Genomic DNA, 237 nt, shown 5'->3' with positions numbered 1-237 from the left:
AGTGCCCTGCCAACCCCTTCGGCCACATGACGTGATAGCCGAAGAACACGGCCAGGTTCAGGATGACGCCCACGACAGCGGCGGTGACGGCCGTCAGCGGGGCCGTGAACTTCAGGTCTTCCTTCGTGGCCTCGACCAGCGGGCCGCCCGCAAGAATGAACAGGAATGACGGCAGGAAGGTAAACCAGGTCACGATGCAGGCGGCCAGGGCTCCGGCCAGGAACAGCGCATCCGGGC

1 protein-coding gene is annotated in these 237 nt (G+C 65.4%); it reads right to left on the bottom strand.

Annotation, left to right across the window (positions count from 1 at the left end; all coding sequences use genetic code 11):
• Positions 1-237 (bottom strand): chromate transporter (locus SB679_RS26210; RefSeq protein WP_410705342.1); only part of this gene is annotated, 237 nt, incomplete at both ends.

Source organism: Chryseobacterium sp. SIMBA_029 (assembly GCF_046535275.1).
In the GTDB taxonomy this organism is placed as follows: domain Bacteria; phylum Bacteroidota; class Bacteroidia; order Flavobacteriales; family Weeksellaceae; genus Chryseobacterium.
Note: the sequence above shows the minus strand (reverse complement) of the source record. Positions and strands in the feature narration are given on the sequence as shown.